Annotated in this window: 14 protein-coding genes; 12 read left to right on the top strand and 2 right to left on the bottom strand. The window is 50.2% G+C overall.

The window, feature by feature from the left end:
- Positions 1-7 precede the first annotated feature (7 nt).
- From SOW26_RS08800 to SOW26_RS08785, 4 genes are read left to right on the top strand one after another with little or no spacing between them, the layout of a single operon-like run.
- On the top strand, positions 8-1,249 hold the full coding sequence (locus SOW26_RS08800; protein WP_276959049.1) for a Zn-dependent hydrolase: 1,242 nt from the start codon (positions 8-10) through the stop codon (positions 1,247-1,249).
- 38 nt (positions 1,250-1,287) lie between these two features.
- Positions 1,288-2,451 (top strand): NAD(P)/FAD-dependent oxidoreductase, encoded by a 1,164-nt coding sequence (locus tag SOW26_RS08795; protein WP_276959051.1) that lies wholly within the window; start codon positions 1,288-1,290, stop codon positions 2,449-2,451.
- A 38-nt stretch (positions 2,452-2,489) separates the two neighbouring features.
- Positions 2,490-3,278 carry an electron transfer flavoprotein subunit beta/FixA family protein gene (locus SOW26_RS08790; RefSeq protein WP_320652258.1) on the top strand — a complete coding sequence of 263 codons (789 nt, stop codon included), beginning with the start codon at positions 2,490-2,492 and terminating at the stop codon, positions 3,276-3,278.
- Positions 3,279-4,262: an electron transfer flavoprotein subunit alpha/FixB family protein gene (locus SOW26_RS08785; RefSeq protein ID WP_276959055.1), complete on the top strand. Its 984-nt coding sequence runs from the start codon at positions 3,279-3,281 to the stop codon at positions 4,260-4,262. It begins immediately after the preceding gene.
- 166 nt (positions 4,263-4,428) lie between these two features.
- Here SOW26_RS08785 and SOW26_RS08780 read toward each other — a convergent pair whose 3' ends face one another.
- The gene (locus SOW26_RS08780) at positions 4,429-5,292 is read right to left on the bottom strand and encodes an oxamate carbamoyltransferase subunit AllH family protein (RefSeq protein ID WP_320652257.1); all 864 of its coding nucleotides are present in this window, start codon (positions 5,290-5,292) and stop codon (positions 4,429-4,431) included.
- Positions 5,293-5,401: 109 nt separating this feature from the next.
- Here SOW26_RS08780 and allB (SOW26_RS08775) point away from each other — a divergent pair, with 109 nt between their 5' ends.
- From allB (SOW26_RS08775) to SOW26_RS08760, 4 genes are read left to right on the top strand one after another with little or no spacing between them, the layout of a single operon-like run.
- A complete protein-coding gene (gene allB / locus SOW26_RS08775; protein WP_154476584.1) occupies positions 5,402-6,805 on the top strand; it encodes an allantoinase AllB in 1,404 nt (467 codons plus the stop codon).
- A gap of 31 nt (positions 6,806-6,836) precedes the next feature.
- On the top strand, positions 6,837-8,198 hold the full coding sequence (locus tag SOW26_RS08770) for an NCS1 family transporter (RefSeq protein ID WP_320652256.1): 1,362 nt from the start codon (positions 6,837-6,839) through the stop codon (positions 8,196-8,198).
- A 33-nt stretch (positions 8,199-8,231) separates the two neighbouring features.
- Positions 8,232-9,605 (top strand): allantoinase AllB, encoded by a 1,374-nt coding sequence (gene allB, locus SOW26_RS08765; protein ID WP_276959059.1) that lies wholly within the window; start codon positions 8,232-8,234, stop codon positions 9,603-9,605.
- Between the two features lie 27 nt (positions 9,606-9,632).
- Complete coding sequence (locus SOW26_RS08760) at positions 9,633-10,997, top strand: NCS1 family transporter (protein ID WP_154476578.1); 1,365 nt, start codon at positions 9,633-9,635, stop codon at positions 10,995-10,997.
- A gap of 124 nt (positions 10,998-11,121) precedes the next feature.
- Here SOW26_RS08760 and SOW26_RS08755 read toward each other — a convergent pair whose 3' ends face one another.
- Entirely contained in the window at positions 11,122-11,976 is an 855-nt protein-coding gene (locus SOW26_RS08755) for an alpha/beta hydrolase (RefSeq protein WP_320652255.1), read from the bottom strand.
- A gap of 261 nt (positions 11,977-12,237) precedes the next feature.
- Between SOW26_RS08755 and allE the strand changes: the two genes are divergently transcribed.
- From allE to arcC, 4 genes are read left to right on the top strand one after another with little or no spacing between them, the layout of a single operon-like run.
- Positions 12,238-13,029 carry a (S)-ureidoglycine aminohydrolase gene (gene allE / locus SOW26_RS08750; RefSeq protein ID WP_276958687.1) on the top strand — a complete coding sequence of 264 codons (792 nt, stop codon included), beginning with the start codon at positions 12,238-12,240 and terminating at the stop codon, positions 13,027-13,029.
- Between the two features lie 37 nt (positions 13,030-13,066).
- Entirely contained in the window at positions 13,067-14,119 is a 1,053-nt protein-coding gene (gene allD, locus SOW26_RS08745; protein WP_320652254.1) for an ureidoglycolate dehydrogenase, read from the top strand.
- Positions 14,120-14,130: 11 nt separating this feature from the next.
- On the top strand, positions 14,131-17,139 hold the full coding sequence (locus tag SOW26_RS08740) for a bifunctional FdrA/YlbE family protein (RefSeq protein ID WP_320652253.1): 3,009 nt from the start codon (positions 14,131-14,133) through the stop codon (positions 17,137-17,139).
- A gap of 24 nt (positions 17,140-17,163) precedes the next feature.
- Complete coding sequence (arcC, locus tag SOW26_RS08735; protein WP_154476568.1) at positions 17,164-18,102, top strand: carbamate kinase; 939 nt, start codon at positions 17,164-17,166, stop codon at positions 18,100-18,102.
- The last annotated feature ends 11 nt before the right edge of the window (positions 18,103-18,113 follow it).

Below are 18,113 nucleotides of genomic sequence, written 5' to 3'. Positions count from 1 at the left end.
AAAGAGAATGGTCATTGACGCAGAAAAAGTCATGTTTTATTTGGAGGAACTTTATCAATGTGGAAAACAGCCGGACGGCACATTTTCCAGGATCGCCTACTCAAAAGAGGATCAGGAAGGAAGAAGGCTGTTTGCGGGATGGTTTGCAGAAATCGGAATTTCCACGCGGGTAGACGAAGCGGGGAATCTGATTGCCAGAATGGAAGGAAGGAATCCGGCTTTGCCGGCGATCCTGCTGGGCTCTCATCTGGATACCGTTCCCGATGGAGGCAGATATGACGGCGCTGCCGGCTGCGTGGGAGGCCTGGCGGTATGTGAGGCTATGAAAAAAGCAGGATACATTCCCGATCATCCCATTGAAGTAATCGTTTTTACAGATGAGGAAGGGGCAAGGTTCGGAAGCGGACTGTTTGGAAGCAGCGCTATCTGTGGACAGCCGCTGGAGGTGTCAGAGGAAGAGGCGGACGGATGCGGAAACAGGCAGAAGGAAGTGATGGAAAAGAGCTATGGGATCCGGATGGAAGACGTGTGGAAAGCAAAGAAGGAGCCAAAGGATGTTAAATGCTTTCTGGAGCTTCATGTGGAGCAGGGAGCGAGGCTGGACAGAGAAGAAAAAGCGATCGGAGTCGTTTCTTCTATCGCCGGAGTAGTAAGATTTGAGGTGGAGATTTTCGGCGAGGCAAACCATGCAGGAAGTACAGCCATGGGAGACAGAAAAGATGCACTGGTAGCAGCGGCGGAGCTGATCGGAGAAATCCCTGAAATCGTAAAGAAAACCGGAAAGGAGTTTACCGTAGCGACGGTGGGAACCATACAGGTCTCTCCCAATTCTGTCAATGTGATCCCGGGAAACTGCCGGTTTCATCTGGAGATCCGGGATCAGGAACGAGAAATCATGGAGGCGGTAGAGAAAAACGCTTTCGCATATCTGGAGGAAGTCTGCCGAAAAAGCGGATTGGAATTTCGGGTGCAGAAAATCTCGGACCATGATCCGCAGCCAATGCAGGACTGGCTGAGGAAACAGATCGAGGAGGCGGCCAAGGAGATGGACTATAGCTACACGATCCTTCCCAGCGGAGCATTTCATGATTCTCTGGCGATGGCACAGGCATTTCCCACAGGCATGATTTTTGTACCAAGCAAGGGCGGGATCAGCCATTCCAGATATGAGCGGACAGAAAAAGAAGAGATGAAAAAAGGCTGCGAGGTATTATTACATACCGTATTAAAAGTAGATAACATGAAATAACTCATGTTAGAAATAAAAAAGAAAGGAAGGGCACACAAATGGAGAAAAAGAGAATTGGGATCATCGGCGGAGGAATTTCAGGAACCTGTCTGGGTTATCATCTGAGTCTTTACGATCAGGCGGAAGTTACGGTGTTTGAGAAGAATACAGTGGGAGGAGCCTCTACGGCAAAATCTGCCGGAACAGTATGCCTGTTTGACGATTCTTTGAAAAACCGATACTGGGACGTGCGTCTCTATGGGTTTGAGTCTTACCTGAAAATGGAGGCAGAAGAAAAGGGATCAGCAGGATTTGATAAAACGGGGACACTGGTGGTAGCTACCAATGAGGAAGTGGAAAAGGTCATTCAGACGGGGATCGCTCTTGCAAAAGCGGCAGGCTATACAGGGGAATACATCACCGATAAAGATCGGATCAAGGAAATCCTTCCGGATATTTCCACGGAAAATATTCTGGGAGCAGGCTATACCCAGGATGACGGATATTTTGACGGCACCATGATCTCCAACACCTATGCAAAAAAACTGCAGGCAAACGGCGGCGTCGTAAAAACAGGTGTGGAAGTAACGGAAATAAAGGTAGAAGACAACAAGGTCAAGGGACTGAAAACCAGCGAAGGAATCGAGTATACCTTTGATGTGGTAGTAGACTGTACAGGGCCCTGGAGCAAATTTACCGGAGAAATGGCAGGTGTTGACGTACCGATCTGGCACACAAAAGCAGAAGCCTTTTTCCTTTGCCCTCCGGGAAAGAAGCTGGATTATACCTTCCCGGTATTAAAATACCCGGAATTTTATGCATTGCGGGCAGGAAACAATATTTTCATCTGTAAGTCTCACCTTTCAATGGATCTGAGCAATCCGATGCACGCAGGACAGTGGGATCCGGATAAGCTGCCGGCAACGGGAGGAACGGACGAGTATTTCATTGATTTCCTTCTGGACCAGCTGGAAGCGAAGGTACCCGGAATCGTAGACAGCGGATTGGTATCTTCCTGGCTGTCCTACAGAGCGGAGCCAAAGGATTTCTGGCCGATCCTTGGCGAGACGCCGGTGGAAGGCTATCTGCTGGCAACAGGCTATGGCGGAAATGGAGTGATCGAAGCGCCTGCAGCAAGCAGAGACCTTGCGAAACTGATCATGGTGGGCGAATCCACGCCGCTATTGGAAAACTGGGCGTTTAAGCGTCTGTTAGAGCAATAAGAAGTGAAAGACACTGCAAGAGTAGATAGGAGAGACATATGAATATAGCAGTTCTGATAAAACAGGTTCCTGTTTCCAACAACGTATCGGTAGATCCGGAAACACATGCGCTGGTTCGCACGAGCATGGAAGGAATGCTGAATCCTGCCGATCTGAATGCCATTGAAGCTGCCATGCTGTTAAAAGAGCAGGTAGGCGGGAAGGTAGTTGCCTTTACCATGGGACCGACAGAAGCGGAAAAATCATTGCGGGATGCCATGGCGCTTGGCTGTGAGGAGGGAGTGCTGATTTCAGACCGGTGCTTTGGAGGAGCAGACACACTGGCGACAGCGAAGCCTCTTGCAAGAGCCATCAGGAAATATGGGACGTTCGAACTTATTTTAGGAGGAGCGATGTCCAGTGACGGAGCAACAGGACAGGTGGGTGCAATGGTAGCGGAATATCTGGGGATCCCTCATATTTCAGAAGTGTCGGGCATAGAGTATGACGGGAAGGAAGGAATACGGGGAATCAAACAGTGTCAGGGAGAAGAGGTGACCTTGGAGGCGCAGCTTCCGGCTTTGATGACGGTATGCTTCGGATGCAATGAGCCGCGCCTTGCAACGCTTCGCACGAAGCGTAAGGCAAAGGAGAAACCGTTGAAGCTGTACACGAATGAGGAGCTGGGATTTGCGCAGGAGGAGATCGGGATCAAGGGATCTCCCACTCTGGTAGCGGATTCCTTTGCTCCTGAGCGGACAAGGAAAGCTGTTATGTTAAAGGGAACACCGGAAGAGATGGCGGCAAAAATTCGAGAGTGGATAGAGATTGAGAAAGGAAAAAATTAAATGGCGAAAGGAATTTGCGTTTTTGCGGAACACTTTCAGGGGAATATAGAAGCGGTGGTAGCGGAGCTTGTTTCGGTGGCACATTTGATCCGGGAGACGACGAAGGAACAGATATCGGCCATGGTTGTCTCTGACGACTGTGAGAAGCTGATCGAAGAACTGAAAAAGCTAGGGCTGGATGAGATCTATGCGGTGAAAACAAAAAGAGATCCCCTGTTTCAGGACGATGCAGTCAGCCAGGTGATCGCAGACATGCTCCGCAGGATCGATCCCTCCGTTGTGCTTGTTCCTGCAACAATGACAGGGCGCTCGATTTTTTCACGGGTAGCTGTAAAGCTGGGATGTGGACTGACGGCAGACTGTACAGAGGTGCTGGTGGGAACAGAGGAGGACGGCTCTTTCTATATCAAGCAGAACAAGCCCTCCTTTGGGGAAAATGTATTCGTGACCATCGTGACCAGACCGGGAGTATATCCGCAGATGATGACGGTAAGACCGGGAGTGTATCAGCCCTATGAGGCGACGGGAGAAAAAGAACCGCGGATCAGCTATTTGGAGGTAGAAGTGCCGGAATCCGGGATCCGGGTGGTAACAAAGCGTCCGGCCGTCTCTTGTACGGACAGCATCCTGGGGGCGGAAACAGTTGTGATCGCCGGAAGAGGAGCGGAAACGGCAGAAAGCTTTGAACTGCTCCGGCGGTTCGCCGGGCATCTGGATGCGGCGGTGGGAGGAACGAGACCCATTGCAGATGAAGGGTGGATTCCCTTTGAAAATCAGGTGGGGCAGACCGGATGTACCATCCGTCCTCGTATCTGCATTGCTCTGGGGGTATCCGGGGCGATCCAGCATACGGAAGGGATCAAGGATACAAAGCTGATGATCGCGATCAACCAGGATGAGGAGGCTCCGATCTTCCAGATTGCGGACTATGGGATCGTGGGAGACTTGAATCAAATTCTTGCAGAGTATCTTAAAGAAAAATAGAGAAATAAAACTTATCCGAAATGGATATAAAATATTTTGAAATTTATCGGTATTAGCCAATGTGTTACAGTGTGAGATATATTATAATTGGCGATATATACAAGAGATACAATGGTGGATTAAGATAACTGTGCATAGTTACTAAAGCGAAAAGGGGCAGGTGCATTTACACCCGCCCGTTTTCTATAAAGTCCAGGACGAAGAAGATCCCGTACAGGGTATCTATGCCGGAGGAATGTCCGATGGCTTCGAAAGAAGCCAGAATGGCTCCGGGCTCCGGACATTTTGCAAGAGAAAGAACGGCAGGACTGAACCGGTGGTTCAGCGCGCAGCGCAGGAAGGTCTGACTGATGGTGTTGGTGCGGTGTAAGTCGGCTGCAACCTGTTCCTTCAGCAAAGAAGCAAAAGAAGAGCTTCCGTTTCCGGAAAGGATCAGGCCGGCCAGAACACCGCAAAGGAAATCGTCGCCGGAGGGAGTCAGACCAATGCCCAGTCCCAGGAGCCGGGACAGGCAGACGGAGGCAGAAGAATACTCTTTTTGGGATAACGCCTGTCGGGCCTGCAGAAGATACTGCCGTCCGCCTTCTAAGATCGGGGAAGGAAGGGGGCGGCCGGGCTTCTGAAAGGCGTGGAAGATGGCGTCAAATCCTCCGGTGTGGGAGGAGAGCAGGACGGCGGCCAGACGCTCCTTTAAAAGGGCTATCTGAGCAGGCGTCAGTTCTTCCTGCAGACAGGAGGAATAGGATTTGGCTCCCTGAAACAGAAAGCGGAAAGAGCCGATCAGAAGGGAAGTGTCGGTAACTCTGACAGGTGTACCTTCTGAGAGGTTCAGTTTGCGCAGGGACTCCTCGGAAAGATCAGCGATCAGGCTGATGGGAGACAGAGGGGAAGCGTTCGATTGTAAGGCGATCAGTGTCTTATCAATACAAAGGTTCACAGTTTTTCGATAAACGGAATGCACGAATCCGTCTTGTCTGGTTTTTAACAGGTGCAATGTGAGGTCTGAGGCTTGTATGATGTCGTAATACATAGTATCTTATCTCCAAGGAATTTCCTGAGTATTTTATCTATAGATATGTACGTATGGTAGCAGACAAGGAAGAAAAACGCAACAGCAGGCAAGCAGGAGGGAAAAAGTTATGTATGATCTATTAATTCAAAACGGAAAGTTGGTAACTCCGGATCGTATCTATGAGGCAACGGTAGCGATCCATGACGGGAAGTATGCAGCATTTCTTGATCCGAAAGCAGAGGTGGAGGCAAAGGAAGTGATCGACGCGAAGGGAAACTATATTTTCCCCGGAATCATCGACTGTCATGCCCACTTAAACGAGCCGGGATTTGAATATCGGGAAGATTTTGAAACAGGTTCCCGTGCGGCAGCGGTAGCAGGCTGTACAACGTTGATCGACATGCCTCTGAACAATGATCCTTCTTTGTTAAACAAGGAAATTTTTGATTTGAAAATGGGAAAGGTCAGCAAGCATTCTGTGATCGACTATGCGTTGTGGGGCGGCATTGTAGGAGACTACAGCGACGATCCCAATGGGATCAAAAGCAATATAAAGGATCTGGTAGATCTGCATCACTGCGGCGTGGCGGCTTTCAAGGGATTTACCTGTCCAAACGGAGACCTGTTTCCAACGGTGAATATGGGGAATGTAAGAAAAGCGTTAGAGACCTTAAAGCCTTATGGGGCGCTTTGCGGATTCCATTGTGAGGAATGGGGACAGGTGTATGAAAGAGAAAAAGAAGCAAAGGCCAAGGAAGGGCGTACCAATGAAGAGAAGATCCGCGACTTTTTAGATGCCCATGATGTATGGACCGAATATGTGGCCACAAAAAATGTGATCGATATGGCAAGGGCAACAGGAGGAAGGGTGCATATCTGCCATGTCAGCCATCCGATGGTGGCGCAGGTGGTAAAGGATGCCATCCATGAAGGGCTTCCCATCACGGCGGAGACCTGCCCGCATTATCTGGGATTCACAGAAGACTTTGTGTTTGAGAAGGGTGCGCCGGCAAAATGTACGCCGCCCATGCGGACACGGGAGGATATGGAAAAGCTGTGGGACTATGTGCTGGACGGCACCCTGTCCTGTGTAGGAAGCGACCATTCCCCGGCGGCTGACGAGGAGAAAGACAATGCCACAAAGGATATCTGGCATGCCTGGGGCGGATTGAATGCGATCCAGTATTTCCTCCCAATGATGTTTGATATGGTGGTGCATCAAAAAGGGCTGTCTCCCAGTCTCATTGCAAAAGTCATGGACTACAATCCTGCCAAAGTGTTTGGGCTTTATGGACGAAAGGGTGCGTTTGAGATCGGGTTTGACGGAGATATTGTGATTTTGGATCCGGAGAAAGCATGGAAATGTGAACAGGAAAAGCTGCTGACGAAAGGGCATGTTTCCTGTTTCAACGGACTGGAAGGAAAAGGAACGCCGGTATGTACCATTATTCGCGGCAAGGTGGTGGCGGAAGACGGAGCATACAGGGAAGAGGCCATCGGACACGGAGAATATGTTACACCGGTAAAATAGAACTGTGGGAGAGAGAAAACAGGAGGGAATTATGAGTGAAGTAAAAAACAAGGAAGTGAAAAAAGAAGCCAGTTCGCTGGCGCCCATCAAAGAAAAAGACCGTATCATGGGCTGGGGCTCCAACACCATGCTGTGGCTGGGAGGCTGTATTTCCATCGGAACACTGACCATGGGATCTGCCCAGTTGGAGAAAGGCCTGAATCTGGTTCAGCTGTTTGCAGCCGTGCTGTTGGGATCGCTGCTTTTGATCGTTGGAATTGCCATGAATGACCAGTTCAGCTATAAGACGGGAGCGCCTTACAGCGTACAGCTAAAGAGCGCGTTTGGAACCAAGGGAAGTATCGTGCCGGTTATGATCCGGGGACTGCCCGGTATCGTCTGGTACGGGTTTCAGACATGGCTGGGAGGAGCGGCTCTGAACAATATTTCCATTGCATTCTTTGGCTATGATAATATCTGGGTGTACTTTGTCCTCTTTCAGGTGGTGCAGATCCTGCTGTCCATCAAAGGGTTCCAGGGAGCAAAGTGGGTTGGAAACATTGGCGGTGTAGTAATCTCTCTTGCCATGATCTATCTGCTGTACATCTGCATTTCACAGTACGGAGATACCATCGGACAAAAACTCCTGCATAAAGAGGGAACCTGGGGAATGCCGTTTATTGCGGCGGTGATTGCATTTTTTGGAAACAGTACCACCGTTATGCTAAATGCGGGGGATTATTCCCGTGAAATGAAAAGCGGATATTCTGCCGTTACGCGCGGGGTTTCCTATTTTCTTGCAATGGTGCCGGCGACGGTGCTGCTGGGACTGATCGGAGCCATGGTTTCCACAGCGACCGGAATTGCAAACCCTATCAACGCTTTTGCACAGATGGTGGAAAATAAATTTGTCCTGGTTGTAACGTTGGGATTCATCATTTTTGCACAGTTGTCCACAAACCTGGCAAGTAATGTCATTCCTCCGGCCTATGCGTTCATGGACGCCTTTAAGATGAAACACAGGACGGCAGTGATCCTGGTAGGAGTGCTTGCGGTGGCGACCTGTCCCTGGATCTTGACCAGCAACAGCTCTGCGGCGGGACTGGATATATTTGTGAAAGTTTATACAGCATTTTTCGGACCGATTTTTGCGGTGCTGATCACAGACTTTTTTATTCTTCGCAGAAGAACATACACCGAAGAAGCCCTGCAGGATCTCTATGATGAAAAGGGAGACCACGCAGGGGTCAACTGGGCGGCGATCCTTGCCATTGCAGTGGGGGCAGTCATCGGCTTGCTGAACGTAAATATTTCATTTTTTACGGCAACGATCCCGACGGGTCTGATCTACTACTTTGGTATGAAAAAGATGCCATCCTGTGCCCGTTTCAGAAAAGGAACCTCTTTAGAATAACAGACGTACAGAAAAAACAGGAGGGAATGAGGAATGTTTGACGTATTGATCCAAAATGGAACCATTGTGACGGCAGAGGCTGTTTGCAAGGGCAATATTGGAATAAAAGATGGGAAAATTGCGGCGATCCTGGAAGCAGGGATCGCTCCGCCGGCAGAGAAGGTGATTGAGGCAGAAGGAAAGTATGTATTTCCGGGAGCCATTGACACCCATGCACATCTAAATGATCCGGGGTTTGAATGGCGGGAGGACTACGCGCATGGAACGGCGGCAGCGGCTCTGGGAGGCTATACTACAGTGATCGACATGCCGCTGCAAAACGATCCCTGCCTGACAAATGCAGAGGCTTTTGATTTTAAGGAGGCGAAGGTGTCTCCCAACGCCTATGTGGATTACTGCTTCTGGGGCGGACTGACCAGCTATAATCTGGGAGATCTGAAGGATCTGGACGAAAAGGGATGCGTTTCCTTTAAATCCTTTATCGGGCCCGTTTCTCCGGACTATGAGTCGCTGAACTATGGACAGGCGATGGAGGCCATGGAGATCATCAAAGAATTTGACGGACGCGCAGGATTTCACTGTGAAGATTACTCCATCATCAAAAACCAGGAAAAGAGGATGAAGGAGGCCGGGCGTACCGACTGGAAAGCCTTTCTGGAATCCCGTCCGGTGGTGGCGGAAATCGTGGCGACAGACGCCATTATAGAGATCGCGAAGGCCACCGGCTGTAAGGCACATATCTGCCATGTATCGCATCCGGAGGTGGCAAGACATATCAAGGCGGCGCAGGACGAAGGATATGATATTACGGCAGAAACCTGTACCCATTATCTGACCTTTACCTCGAAGGATGTGATCGAAAAGGGCCCGCTTTATAAATGCGCGCCGATCCTGCATTCCCAGGAGTCGGTGGAGCAGATGTGGGAATATGTAAAGGCGGGCGTATTCAGCGGCATTGCTTCGGATCATTCTCCCTGCTCCTATGATGAAAAATACAAGGAGATCCTGGGGCAGAAAATAGAGACGGCGTTTGATGTATGGGGCGGCTGCTCCGGGATCCAAAGCGGATTTCAGGCGTCCTTCAGCGAAGGGGTCGTAAAGCGGGGAGTATGCCCCACTGTGCTGGCAAATGCCATGGCGGTTTTGCCGGCAAAGGCATTTGGGATCTATGGAAAGAAGGGAGACATCCGGGTGGGATTTGATGCGGATCTTCTGGTGGTGGATCCTGAAAAAGAATGGGAGATCACAGGGGATTCCCTCCTTTATGTAAACAAGATCTCTGCTTTTGTGGGATTGAAGGGAAAAGGACTTCCCATCCTGACGATGGTCCGGGGCAATGTAGTAGCACAGGACGGCAAGATCGTAGCGGAAAAAGGATGCGGAGAGCTGGTAAAAAAGCAAAAATAAAAAAGTTGGGAAAAAGGAGAAGAAGGGATGAGTAATCTGATAGAAAATAAGGAATTAAGGGCGGATCTGGCGCAGCAGATCGACCCGGATCTGCAGCCGACAAAAAAGAGGATCATGGGTACCGTTTCCTACGGGGCAAGCTTTATGGGCGGCTGTGTATCGGTAGGGACATTTTCCATGGGAGCGGGTCTGATCGGGGTACTTACCGTACCACAGGCGATCCTTGCGATGTGTATCGGATGTGTTGTCATTGCGGTGGCGCTTGCGATCATCGGAGAATGCGGACATATTTATGGCATACCGTTTGCCGTGCAGTTGCGCAGCAGCTTTGGCGTAACGGGAGTAAAAATCCCCGGTGTTCTTCGGGGACTGCCTGCCATTGTCTGGTTTGGCTTCCAAAGCTGGGTAGGAGCCGGCGCCATCAACGGCTGTTGTAAGGTTTTGTTTGGGTTTGACAATCTGCCGGTGGTATACGCATTGTTTACGATCCTTCAGGTGGCTCTTGCTATTAAAGGGTTTGAGGGGATCAAGTGGCTGGAAAATATTTCCTGTGTCTTCATCATCGGAATTTTGATCTATATGCTGTATGTGGTAAATACGCAGTTTTCTACAGAGATCGGAGACGTATTCTCCAAGGTGAAGGGAACCTGGGGGATGCCGTTTTGGGCAGCGACAACTTCCTTCCTTGGGATCTATTCGACCATGATCATTAATGCTTCCGACTATTCCCGGAACGCAACGCCGGATATCAAACCGGTAAAAGCGGCAAGCATCTACACCATCTCTATCTTGCCGGTAACCCTGTTCATGGGCCTGATCGGACTTCTGGTAACGGCGGCGACAGGCAACAGCGACCCGGTGGAAGTATTTTCTACGACGATGGGAAGTAAATTTCTGACGGTTGTGACCCTGCTGTTTATCGCATTTGCACAGGTGACCACAAATGTATTGAACAATATCGTACCTCCGGCATATGTTCTGATGGAATCCTTTAAAATGAAGTGGTCTCACGCAACCGTACTGGTTGGTGTGTTGTCCGTATGTGTGATGCCGTGGAAGCTGGTTACGGCAGATTCGGCAGCAGGTCTGAACCTGTTTACCCAATTCTACTCTGCCTTTTTAGGACCGATTTTTGCGGTGATGGCAGTTGACTTCTTTATCCTGCGAAAGAAAAAGCTGGATGTCAATGATATTTACGACAAACAGGGAACCTTCAAGGGAATCAACTGGGCAGGAATCATCGCGATTCTGATAGGCTCCATCTGCTCGCTGTTTATCATGAAGCTGTCCTGGTACGTCAGCCTGATTCCGACAGGGGTTCTGTATTATTTCCTGATGAAGACGCTGCCGTCCTCCAGGAAGTTCTGCAAGGGAACTATCTTTGAAAAATAAAGCATAAGAACAGAATGAGAGGAGGTGTCGTTTTCGTGTCCGGATGGGAAGGAAAGCGGCACTCTCCTTCCGTTTATAGGAGAGTATCCATAAACGGAAGGCTCCTGCTTGAGGCAGAAGAGGATCAGACTGCAAAGAGCTGATGCAGGAAAGCCAGAGAGGCATCCAGAAGAGCGGCAGTAAAGGCAGAGGAGGGATCCCGGTCAAAATCGTGTTCACTGCAGGGAGCCACATAGGAAAAGGCGTTGTATTTTGTGCACAGAGCAAGAAATTCTTCGTAAGGGACATCGGTATCTCCGGTGCTGTGGGCACAAAAAAGTGGGCAGGGAAGCCGGTCGCAGGTGCGAAGGGAGTGCTGCAGGAAGAAAAACTTTTCCCGTCCTTCGTAGATCAGATCCTTCCAGCAGCCCTGTTGCCTGGCGTAGACATAGACGCTGTAATGGGTCTGCAGGCTGCCGGTGGGATGGATCTCTTTCGGGATGGCCTGCAGACAATCGGCCGACACCGGTGGAAATGTGCGGTAGAAACTGCTGGGGGACTGAAACCAGTTGTCACACAAAAACCCATATCCGTAGTAGGAGAGGATCCCTGACGGCGGGCTGGGAAGCTGCCCGCAGGCAGCGGCGCTCAGGCAAAGATAAGCGCCGGCAGAACGTCCCCACAGCAGGTAGGGGAGAGGGCGGCAGACATAGGAAAGCGGATGCTCCAGATAATGCCGGATGGACGCGCAGACATCCTCCAGAATGAGAGGGAGCTTTGCGGCCGGCGCCAGGGGATAATCAAAGGAAATAATGCTGTAGCCGGCTTCGGTAAGCCGGCGGATATGGCAGTCGGGCAGATCCCTTTTATCTCCGTACAAAAGTCCTCCGCCATGAAAATATAAAAGGACGGCATGAGGCTTACGGAAGGAATGGGAATAGACGATGGCGTTTTTGGGATAAGGCAGCTGCTGTAAACAGACTTCTTTAGACTGAAACATAAAAAACCTCCAGAAACCGTTGATTAAAATGTGGTTAATAAATAAAAGAAAATTTCAATACATATTATAACACGAACAGCGAGAAAATAAAGAGGAACTGCATTGGAAATAAAAAATGCAGAATAGATAAAATAAAATTCATGAATTTGTTTAAAATGACTATTGAAAAAATAGGATACTAAGAGGATAATAACTATTAGAATCCGGTTGACCACAACACATAAAAATTATTGGGAAATCAAGAAAGGAAGGATGAAAGCTATGAGTTATTTAAACAATCAGACAGGATACAGAGAGGATCTTTTAGAAACACGTTCCGTAATCAAGAAGGACAACTGGGTACTTCTTGAGCCGGACGGACTGGTAAAGAACGCCATTCCGGGATATGAAAACTGTGATGTGACCATTCTTGCATCCCCGGCCATGGGCGCGTCTTTTGCAGACTATCTTGTAACGGTACACGAAGGCGGAAAGAACCTGAAGGGGATCGGTGGAGAAGGAATCGAGACACTGCTGTACGTTCTTTCCGGGAAGATTCATGTAAAAAATGCAGATAAGGAAGCAGACCTGACAGAGGGCGGCTACCTGTTTTCTCCGGCAGGGAAGGACATCTGCTTTGAGAATACAGGAAAGGACACGGCAAAGCTGTTTGTTTACCGGCGCAGATATGATGCGGTAGAGGGATATGCGGCGCATACGGTAGTAAACAACACAAATGACATGGAATGGGTGGAATACGAAGGCATGGACAACTGCCACATTAAAGACCTGCTTCCGGCTGCGGGAGATTTTGGCTTTGACATGAACTTCCACATTCTGAAATTCAAGCTGGGAGCTTCCCATGGATATATCGAAACACACCTGCAGGAGCATGGGATGTATTTTCTTTCCGGAAAAGGAATGTATCGTGTGGACGGCGAATGGATCCCGGTAAAGAAGGGGGATTACATGTTCCTGGACGCTTACTGTCCGCAGGCATGCTACGGCGTAGGACGGGAAGAGGAGCTTGCCTATCTGTACTCCAAGGATTGTAACAGAGAGGTTCGACTGTAATCGGGTAGAATAAAATAAAGGAAAAGGGAAGGAAGTTATGAAGCTTGCACGTCAAGAGTTGAAAGATTTAATGAAGCATAAAATGATGCAGGGAGGGCTGCAGGAAGAACACGCAGAGCAGACGGCAGAGATCCTGACATGGGCACACGAGAGAGGGTATGCGTCTCATGGAGCGGTACGTGTGGAATATTACACAGAAAGGATCGCAAAAGGAGGGATCACCCACGACCCTGCCATCACATGGAAGCAGACGGGCCCCTGCTCCGGGATCATGGACGGAGACAACGGGATCGGCTACTATGTGGCGACAAAGGCGACAGAAAAAGCTATCGAAATGGCGAAAGAAAACGGGATTGCGGTGGTTGGAATGGCGAATATTTCACACACAGGCTCCATCGGGTATTACACGGAAATGTGTGCGAAGCAGGGACTGCTTGCCATAACCTTCTGTCAGTCTGATCCCATGGCAGTGCCCTATGGAGGGACAGAGCCTTACTATGGAACCAATCCCATTTCTTTTGCGGCGCCGACAGCAGACGAAAGAATGGTGGTCTTTGATATGGCGACTACCGTGCAGGCATGGGGAAAGATCCTGGATAAAAGATCACAGGGAGCAGAGATTCCCGGTGACTGGGCAGTGGATGAAGAAGGAAGCCCGGTAACAGATCCCCATAAAGTGAACGCTCTGGTACCGATTGCAGGAGCAAAAGGATACGGACTGATGATGATGGTAGACATTTTCTCAGGAATCCTGCTGGGAGTTCCCTTTGGAAAGCATGTAAGCTCCATGTACGCAGATTGCTCCAAGGGACGGGAGCTGGGTCAGATGATCATTGTGATGGATCCGGAAAGATTCTGCGGGGCGGAACAGTTTATGAAAAACATGTCCCAGTCCTGCGATGAGCTGAGCGGAATGAAGGCGGCGCCCGGGTTTGGAAAGGTGTATTATCCGGGAGAAAGAGCTGTGATGAGAAGAGACAAAACCTATGAAGAGGGCGGCATCGAGGTGGTAGATGAGATCGTGGACTACCTGAAAAGCGACCAGCTTCATTTTGACAGATATGATCACAAAAACAGATTTGCCGATTAGGGAGAAAAACTATGTTAAAAACAGTTGTAAAAAAAGGAAGCTATCATGATTCCGTCGTGCTGATGCTTTTGACCAACCATATTTCAGCGATCGAGGGAGTAAAAAAGGTATCCATCATGATGGCGACGCCCGCCAATAAGGATATTTTCAAGCAGAGCGGGCTGGATACAGAAGAATTGATGGCCGCAACGGCAAACGATATGGTAGTGGTTGCGGATATGGACCGGGAAGAGATTTTGGATATCATCCTGGAGGAGTGTGAAGCATTCTTGAAAAAGCAGTCGGGAGACAACGAGGAGAAAAAGGGGGCAGAAAGTGTCAAGTCCTGGGAAAGGGCGCTGAAAAAGCTGCCGGAGGCAAATCTTGCGGTGATCTCTATTCCGGGGGCGTATGCGGCGCTGGAAGCAGACCGGGCGTTGGATGAGGGGCTGCACGTGTTTATGTTCAGCGACAATGTAACGGTGGAAGACGAAAAGAAACTGAAGGAGAAGGCGCACGAAAAAGGGCTTGCAGTGATGGGGCCGGACTGCGGTACCGGAATCATCCAGGGAGTTCCCATTGCCTTTACCAACAACGTGACGCCCGGGTCCATCGGGATCATCGGAGCTTCCGGAACCGGGATCCAGGAGCTGACCACCATCATTGACCGGCTGGGAGAAGGAGTAACGAACGCCATCGGGATCGGCGGCCGTGATCTGAACGCAGCCATTGGCGGGATCACGATGATGGATATGATCGACGGAATGGAAGAGGACGAAGCGGTAAAAGTGCTTGTGATCGTATCCAAGCCGCCGGCAAAGGAAGTCAGGGACAAGATCTCTGCAAGACTTTCCAATTTCAGCAAACCGGTAGTCACCTTATTTGTAGGAGAAAAACCGGACTATCACGAAGAAAACTTCTATCATGCCTATACGCTGGATGAGGCGGCAAGACTTGCCGTAGGTCTGGTGAGAGGCGAAGAAGTGCCGGAGGCGGAGATAAACGCAGACACTTCCGCGTTCTTCCGGGCAGAGGATGGAAAGACCATCAAGGCATATTATTCGGGAGGAACCCTGGCAAATGAGGCGGCCATGCTGATCAAGGACGCCATGGGATGTAAGGTTCCGCCGGAGGATATTGAAGGGTATATGCTGCAGCTGGACGGAAATGTTGTGGTAGACCTAGGAGACGACGCTTATACACAGGGCAAGCCGCATCCGATGATCGACCCGGCAAAACGGATCGAATGCATGCAGGAAGCAGTGGATGATGAGACGACGGGAGTGGTTCTGTTTGATATCATGCTGGGCTATGGATCCCATGGGGACATGGCAGGCGCCCTTCTTCCCACTATTGTGGAATTAAAGGCCAAGGCAGAGTCGGCGGGAAGAAAGGTTTTCTTTATCGGAACGGTATGCGGAACGAAGAAAGATGTACAAGGATATGAAGAAGCTGTAAGCAAGCTGGAGCAGGCAGGCGTGATGGTCTGCGAAAACAATAAGCTGGCGTGCCGTATGGCGATCCGTGCCATTGGAAGAGATTTTACAGAACCGAAAAAGGAGATCCGCAAAAAAGAAGTGACTCCCTGGGAGAAAAAAGCTCCTTCTGACATGCTTCGCAGACTGCTGTCAGAAAAACCGGGGATCATCAATATAGGGCTGAAAAGCTTTGCGGAAGTAGCGGATCAGTTTGGCTGTCAGGTGGTACAGTACGACTGGATGCCACCGGCAGGCGGAAATGTAAAGCTGATAAAAACCCTGAATTTTTTAAGAACCTGCCAGGAGATCGATCAGAAGAACCGGGAAGTGATCGCAAAGATTGTGGGAAGTCAGCCCATCCTAAAAGACAATGTCCGGGCAAAAGATGTGATCCCGGAATTTTCAGAGAATGGCGGAAAAGTCATTTTACATGCCGGACCTCCGGTGGCGTACCGGAATATGCCGGATCCTATGCAGGGATCCTGCGTCGGGGCCGTCATGTTTGAAGGATGGGCAGAGACGGAAGAAGAAGCAAGAAGGATGCTGGAGGCGGGCGAGATCCGGTTTATTCCCTGCCACCACTGCAATGCAGTAGGGCCGATGGGAGGGATCACCTCTCCCAACATGGCAGTCTTTGTAGTGGAAAATGCAGTAGATGGACGCAAGGCTTACTGTACGATGAACGAAGGGATTGGAAAGGTGCTGCGCTTTGGCGCTTATGATGCGGAAGTAGTAGACAGACTGCGCTGGATGCGGGACGTACTGGGTCCCACACTGGGAAAAGCCCTTCGATCCATGGAAAACGGTCTGGCTGTCAATCCGCTGGTGGCAAAGGCAATTGCCATGGGAGATGAATTCCATCAGAGAAATATCGCGGCATCCCTGGCTTTCCTGAAAGAGGTGGCGCCCATCATCACAGCGATGGATCTGGAAGAAAAGGACCGCTATGACGTGATCAAATTCCTTTCGGATACAGATCAGTTCTTCCTGAACATTATGATGGCGACAGGAAAGGTGGTCATGGATACAGCAAGAGAAGGAACGGACGGAACCATCGTAACAGCCATGTGCCGGAACGGATATGAGTTTGGGATCCGCATTGCCGGAATGGGAGACGAATGGTTTACCGGCCCGGTAAATACACCGCAGGGACTTTACTTTACGGGATATGACGCAGAGGACGCATGCCCGGATATGGGAGACAGTGCGATCACAGAGACCTTTGGCGTAGGAGGCATGGCAATGATCGCCGCGCCTGCCGTAACAAGATTTGTGGGAGCCGGCGGATATGAAGATGCGCTGAGGACCAGCAATGAGATGATGGAGATCGTGATCGACAGGAATCCCAACTTTACTGTTCCTACCTGGAATTTCCAGGGAATCTGTCTGGGAATCGACGCGAGACTGGTAGTGGAAAAGGGAATCACACCGGTCATCAACACGGGAATTGCAAACAAAGTGGCAGGAAAGGGACAGATCGGCGCAGGTACGGTACATCCTCCCATCGAATGCTTCGAGAAGGCAATCGTGGCATATGCTAAGAAACTGGGATTTGAGGCATAAAATATAGAAAGATAGGAGATGGCTATGGAGAAAAAGAAAGTGGTCATTGCTCTTGGCGGAAATGCCCTGGGAAAAGATATCGAAGAGCAAAAGAAAGCAGTTGCAAAAACGGCAAAGGTGATCGTGGATCTTGCGGAGCAGGGACTGGACATCATCGTCACCCATGGAAACGGGCCGCAGGTAGGCATGATCCAGAATGCAATGGACAATCTGGTGGTGGCGGGAGAAACGGACAAGCAGATCCCGCTTCCCACCTCTGTGGCCATGAGCCAGGGGTATATTGGCATCGATCTGCAAAATGCCATCAAGTACGAACTGCATAACCGGAAGATCGACGGAAAGGTATCCACCATCCTGACACAGGTGGAAGTGGATCCAAAGGACGAAGCCTTTCAGAACCCCACAAAGCCCATCGGAAGGTTTTTGACGAAGGAAGAGGCGGAAAAAAATGAAGCCAATGGAGTGGCGTGCATGGAGGATGCCGGCAGAGGATACCGTGTGGTGGTAGCCTCTCCCATGCCCATGCGGATCCGTGAGCTGGAAACTATCAAAACACTGGTAAACGCAGGGCACATCGTGATCACCTGCGGTGGCGGCGGGATTCCCGTTGTGAGCGATGAAGACGGAAGACTGGTAGGAACCAACGCAGTGATAGATAAGGACAATGCCAGCAGCCTTCTGGCGGCGAAGATCGGCGCGGATTACCTGGTCATCCTGACTGCGGTAGAAAAGGTGGCCATCAACTGGGGAAAAGAAGATCAGAAATGGCTTTCGGATATTACGGTAGAACAGGCAGAAGAGTACATTGCACAGGAGCAGTTTGCAAAAGGCTCCATGCTTCCCAAGGTAGAGGCGGCGATCCGCTTTGCCAGATCTGCTCCGGGGCGCCGGACGCTGATCACGCTGCTGGATAAAGCATCGGATGGGATCGCGGGCAAAACAGGTACTGTGATACATTCTTAAGAGTCCGGAGA

The sequence above is a fragment of the Suipraeoptans intestinalis genome, from assembly GCF_034091795.1.
GTDB lineage: Bacteria > Bacillota > Clostridia > Lachnospirales > Lachnospiraceae > Suipraeoptans > Suipraeoptans intestinalis.
The sequence above is the reverse complement of the archived record's forward strand: the minus strand, read 5'-3'. Positions and strand labels throughout refer to the sequence as shown.

What these genes read in the sequence shown, in the direction of transcription:
- SOW26_RS08800 (WP_276959049.1), top strand. Translation starts at nt 8, where the DNA reads ATGGTCATTGACGCAGAAAAAGTCATGTTTTATTTGGAGGAACTTTAT.
- SOW26_RS08795 (WP_276959051.1), top strand. Translation starts at nt 1,288, where the DNA reads ATGGAGAAAAAGAGAATTGGGATCATCGGCGGAGGAATTTCAGGAACC.
- SOW26_RS08790 (WP_320652258.1), top strand. Translation starts at nt 2,490, where the DNA reads ATGAATATAGCAGTTCTGATAAAACAGGTTCCTGTTTCCAACAACGTA.
- SOW26_RS08785 (WP_276959055.1), top strand. Translation starts at nt 3,279, where the DNA reads ATGGCGAAAGGAATTTGCGTTTTTGCGGAACACTTTCAGGGGAATATA.
- SOW26_RS08780 (WP_320652257.1), bottom strand. Translation starts at nt 5,292, where the DNA reads ATGTATTACGACATCATACAAGCCTCAGACCTCACATTGCACCTGTTA.
- allB (WP_154476584.1), top strand. Translation starts at nt 5,402, where the DNA reads ATGTATGATCTATTAATTCAAAACGGAAAGTTGGTAACTCCGGATCGT.
- SOW26_RS08770 (WP_320652256.1), top strand. Translation starts at nt 6,837, where the DNA reads ATGAGTGAAGTAAAAAACAAGGAAGTGAAAAAAGAAGCCAGTTCGCTG.
- allB (WP_276959059.1), top strand. Translation starts at nt 8,232, where the DNA reads ATGTTTGACGTATTGATCCAAAATGGAACCATTGTGACGGCAGAGGCT.
- SOW26_RS08760 (WP_154476578.1), top strand. Translation starts at nt 9,633, where the DNA reads ATGAGTAATCTGATAGAAAATAAGGAATTAAGGGCGGATCTGGCGCAG.
- SOW26_RS08755 (WP_320652255.1), bottom strand. Translation starts at nt 11,976, where the DNA reads ATGTTTCAGTCTAAAGAAGTCTGTTTACAGCAGCTGCCTTATCCCAAA.
- allE (WP_276958687.1), top strand. Translation starts at nt 12,238, where the DNA reads ATGAGTTATTTAAACAATCAGACAGGATACAGAGAGGATCTTTTAGAA.
- allD (WP_320652254.1), top strand. Translation starts at nt 13,067, where the DNA reads ATGAAGCTTGCACGTCAAGAGTTGAAAGATTTAATGAAGCATAAAATG.
- SOW26_RS08740 (WP_320652253.1), top strand. Translation starts at nt 14,131, where the DNA reads ATGTTAAAAACAGTTGTAAAAAAAGGAAGCTATCATGATTCCGTCGTG.
- arcC (WP_154476568.1), top strand. Translation starts at nt 17,164, where the DNA reads ATGGAGAAAAAGAAAGTGGTCATTGCTCTTGGCGGAAATGCCCTGGGA.